Annotated in this window: 3 protein-coding genes and 1 pseudogene; 2 read left to right on the top strand and 2 right to left on the bottom strand. The window is 64.3% G+C overall.

The window, feature by feature from the left end; all coding sequences use genetic code 11:
• Together EOA38_RS30150 and EOA38_RS30145 are read right to left on the bottom strand one after the other, a co-directional pair.
• A partial coding sequence (locus EOA38_RS30150; RefSeq protein ID WP_127300949.1) for an FAD-dependent monooxygenase occupies window positions 1-549 on the bottom strand: 549 nt, incomplete at its 3' end.
• A 12-nt stretch (window positions 550-561) separates the two neighbouring features.
• The gene (locus EOA38_RS30145; RefSeq protein WP_126094471.1) at window positions 562-807 is read right to left on the bottom strand and encodes a zinc-finger domain-containing protein; all 246 of its coding nucleotides are present in this window, start codon (window positions 805-807) and stop codon (window positions 562-564) included.
• Window positions 808-1061: 254 nt separating this feature from the next.
• On the opposite strand from EOA38_RS30145, the gene EOA38_RS30140 reads away from it, so the two are divergent.
• Entirely contained in the window at window positions 1062-3257 is a 2196-nt protein-coding gene (locus EOA38_RS30140) for an RNA degradosome polyphosphate kinase (protein WP_126094470.1), read from the top strand.
• Window positions 3254-3874 (top strand): annotated as a pseudogene (locus EOA38_RS30135) (exopolyphosphatase); the annotation flags it as partial. The gene EOA38_RS30140 and the pseudogene EOA38_RS30135, both read left to right, overlap by 4 nt.

Here is a 3874-nt window from a genome sequence, read left to right as displayed (position 1 = left end):
AGCGGGCTCTCTGCCGGCAAGTTGCGATCTCACCGTCGACCAGACGCCGTCGGCGCCGACCAGCAGGCCTCCGGCGACCTCGATGCTGTCGCCATCCGTTTCGGATGTGACGGTGATGTTGGGAGACGAAATGGCGATGGCCGTCACCCGTGCGCCTGTCACAAGCTCGATCTCGGGCCGCTCCGCAACCGTCGCCGTCAGCGCGGCATGCAGGTCGGCGCGGTGCGCCACAAGATAGGGCGCTCGCCAGCGGTCTTCGCCGGCCTGGCCCAGCGGCACGCGTGCCAGCTCGCGCAAGGTGGCGGCGTCCTTAAGCACCACCGCTTCCGGCCTGATCGCGCTCAGCCGTAAGCGGTCGAGCACGCCGAGCCGGCGCAGGATGCGGGTCGCGTTGGGAGAAAGCTGGAGCCCGGCGCCCACGACTTCGAGCTGCCTGGCCTGCTCCAGCACCGTGACGGGGTAGCCGCGCTCCGTAAAGGCCAGCGCCGCCGTCAGCCCGGCTATGCCGGCCCCGGCGATGACGACCTGCCGGGACCGCGCCTCATCCATGATCGCGCAGAATCAGGCGGCCTGGTCGATATAGAGGCAGCCGGCAGGCTGCGTTTCCGTCGCCTTCAGCTTTGGCGAATAGCGGTAGAGCGTCGAGCAATAGGGGCAGACCTTCTCGTTGTCGTCGCCCATGTCGAGGAACACATGCGGATGGTCGAAAGGCGGGTTGGCGCCGGTGCACATGAATTCCTTGACGCCGATGTCGATGACCGGATGGCCCGCATCGTTCTGGAAATGTGGAATGGAACCGCCTGCCATCGTCGTCTCCAATTTGGTCTCGGCTTGATTTCGGCCCGTTTGCATCTGGATCATAACCGGTCTCTTTGCAAGATCGATGAAATGAAACTGTCGCAAAACCCTGTCAGAGGATAAGTTGAGCCGGTTAAGCGCATCGCCCCGGAAACGAACCGATTCCGTGACATCATGCGTCATGAAAGCATGTTAGAGCATCCACAACGCGTCCGGCGGTGTATGGCGCTCAAAGAGAACGGTTGCAGGCAAGAGCAGGAATCATGAGCGAACTGAGGCCGGTGCAGAGCGAGTTCATCACCGTCGAGGCGGCAAGCCCGGACGGCGGTAATCCCGACCGCTTCGTCAACCGGGAATTTTCCTGGCTGCAGTTCAACCGGCGCGTGCTCGAGGAATCGCTCAACACGCGCCACCCGCTGCTCGAGCGCGTCCGCTTCCTGTCGATCTCTGCCGCCAACCTCGACGAGTTCTTCATGGTCCGCGTCGCCGGCCTTGCCGGCCAGGTGCGCGAGGGCATCGCGCTGAAGAGCCCAGACGGCCGCACGCCCGAACAGCAGCTCGAACAGTTGCTGCGCGAGGTCGAGCGTCTGCAGGAAGACCAGCAGAAGAGCCTGTCGACCCTGATGGAGCTGCTCGACAAGGAAGGCATCGAGAGCATCACCCGCGACGGGCTCACCAAGGACGAGAGGGCCTGGCTGGAAGAACATTTCCAGGACCAGGTTTTCCCGGTGCTGACGCCGCTGTCGATCGACCCGGCGCATCCGTTCCCGTTCATTCCCAATCTCGGTTTCTCGATGGCGCTGCAATTGCGCCACCGCAAGAACGGCGAGGAGATGAGCGCGCTTCTGCGTCTGCCGGTGGCGCTGAAACGCTTCATCCGTCTGCCCGACCGCAAGAACCATGTCCGCTTCATCCCGTTGGAGGAAGCGGTCGGCATCTATATCGGCAAGCTGTTTCCCGGCTACGAGGTCAAGGGCTCAGGCACGTTCCGCATCATCCGCGACAGCGATATCGAGGTCGAGGAAGAGTCGGAAGATCTCGTGCGCCTGTTCGAGACGGCGCTGAAGCGCCGCCGCCGCGGTTCCGTGATCCGCATCGAGTTCGACACGCTGATGCCGGCCGAATTGCGCGACTTCGTCGCCGGCGAGCTCGGCGTCTCGTCGAGCCGCATCAGCGTCTTGACCGGTCCGCTGGCGCTCAACCAGATATCCGAGATCGTCGCTGTTCCGCGCGACGACCTCAAATTCACGCCCTACAACCCGCGCTTCCCCGAGCGTATCCGCGAGCATGGCGGCGACTGCTTCGCCGCGATCCGCGAGAAGGACATCATCGTCCACCACCCCTACGAATCGTTCGACGTCGTGGTGCAGTTCCTGCGCCAGGCGGCGGCCGATCCGGAAGTGGTCGCGATCAAGCAGACGCTCTACCGCACCTCGAACGACAGCCCGATCGTGCGCGCGCTCATCGACGCGGCCGAGGCCGGCAAGTCGGTCACAGCGCTTGTCGAGCTCAAGGCGCGCTTCGACGAGGAGGCCAACATCCGCTGGGCGCGCGACCTCGAGCGCGCCGGCGTTCAGGTCGTGTTCGGCTTCCTGGAATTGAAGACCCACGCCAAGATGTCGCTCATCGTGCGCCGCGAGGACAGCCGGCTGCGCAACTACGTGCATCTCGGCACCGGCAACTACCATCCGGTCACCGCCCGCATCTACACCGACCTGTCCTTCTTCACCACCGATCCGACGATCGCGCGCGACGTCGCCCAGCTCTTCAACTTCATCACCGGCTATGCGGAGCCCGCCGAGGAGATGCGCATCGCGGTGTCGCCCTTCACGCTGCGCAAGCGCATCCTGAAGCACGTCTCCGAGGAGATCGGCCATGCGCGTGAAGGCAGGCCGGCCCGCATCTGGATGAAGATGAACTCACTCGTCGATCCGACCGTCATCGACGCGCTCTATGACGCCAGCCGCGCCGGCGTCGAGGTCGACCTCGTTGTGCGCGGCATCTGCTGCCTGCGGCCGCAGGTGCCGGGCCTGTCCGAGAACATCAGGGTGAAGTCGATCGTCGGCCGCTTTCTCGAACACAGCCGCATCTACTGCTTCGGCAACGGCCACGGTCTGCCGTCGGACGAGGCGATCGTCTACATCTCCTCGGCCGACATGATGCCGCGCAATCTCGACCGCCGCGTCGAGACGCTGGTGCCGATCACCAATCCAACTGTGCATGAACAGGTGCTTGGCCAGATCATGCTGGGCAATGTCATGGACAACCAGCAAAGTTTCGACGTATTGGCAGACGGAACCTCCCGGCGCGTCATGCTGGAGGAGGGCGAGGAGCCGTTCAACGCGCAGGAATATTTCATGACCAATCCGAGCCTTTCCGGACGGGGTGACGCGCTGAAATCGCATGCGCCCAAGCGCATTGCTCAGTTCAAGCGCCGCAAGAAGAACGGCGCCGCGTGATTTCAATTTCCCAGGGCCGGCTCCAGGACCGGCGGCCGCTGTCGATCATCGACATCGGATCGAACTCGATCCGCCTTGTCGTCTATGAAGGGCTGGCGCGCTCGCCGACGCTGCTGTTCAACGAAAAGATGCTGGCCGGCCTCGGCCGCGGCATCGTTTCGACGGGCAAGCTCGATCCCGAGGCGGTGACGCGCTCGATGGAGGAGTTCCGGCGGTTTCGCGCGCTTTCGGACCAGGCCGGCGCCGAGCACATGTATGTGCTGGCAACCGCGGCGGCCCGCGAGGCGATTAACGGCCCGGACTTCATCCACCGCGCCGAGGACGTGCTGAAGACCGAGATCCGGGTGCTCTCAGGCCGCCAGGAAGCGCATTATTCGGCGCTCGGCATCATTTCCGGCTTCCACCCGGCCAACGGCATCGCCGGCGACCTCGGCGGCGGCAGCCTGGAGCTCATCGATATCAATGGCGAAGCGATCGGCGACGGCATCACGCTGCCGCTCGGTGGGCTGCGCCTGCAGGATATGGCGAAGAACTCGCTCGTCCAGGCGCAGAAGATCGCGCGCCAGGAACTGGCGCGGGCGAAGCTCTTGAAGGGCGGGCAGGGCAGGGTCTTCTAC

Source organism: Mesorhizobium sp. M1E.F.Ca.ET.041.01.1.1, from assembly GCF_003997355.1.
Lineage (GTDB): Bacteria > Pseudomonadota > Alphaproteobacteria > Rhizobiales > Rhizobiaceae > Mesorhizobium.
The sequence above is the reverse complement of the archived record's forward strand: the minus strand, read 5'-3'. Positions and strand labels throughout refer to the sequence as shown.

What these genes read in the sequence shown, in the direction of transcription:
- EOA38_RS30145 (WP_126094471.1), bottom strand. Translation starts at nt 807, where the DNA reads ATGGCAGGCGGTTCCATTCCACATTTCCAGAACGATGCGGGCCATCCG.
- EOA38_RS30140 (WP_126094470.1), top strand. Translation starts at nt 1,062, where the DNA reads ATGAGCGAACTGAGGCCGGTGCAGAGCGAGTTCATCACCGTCGAGGCG.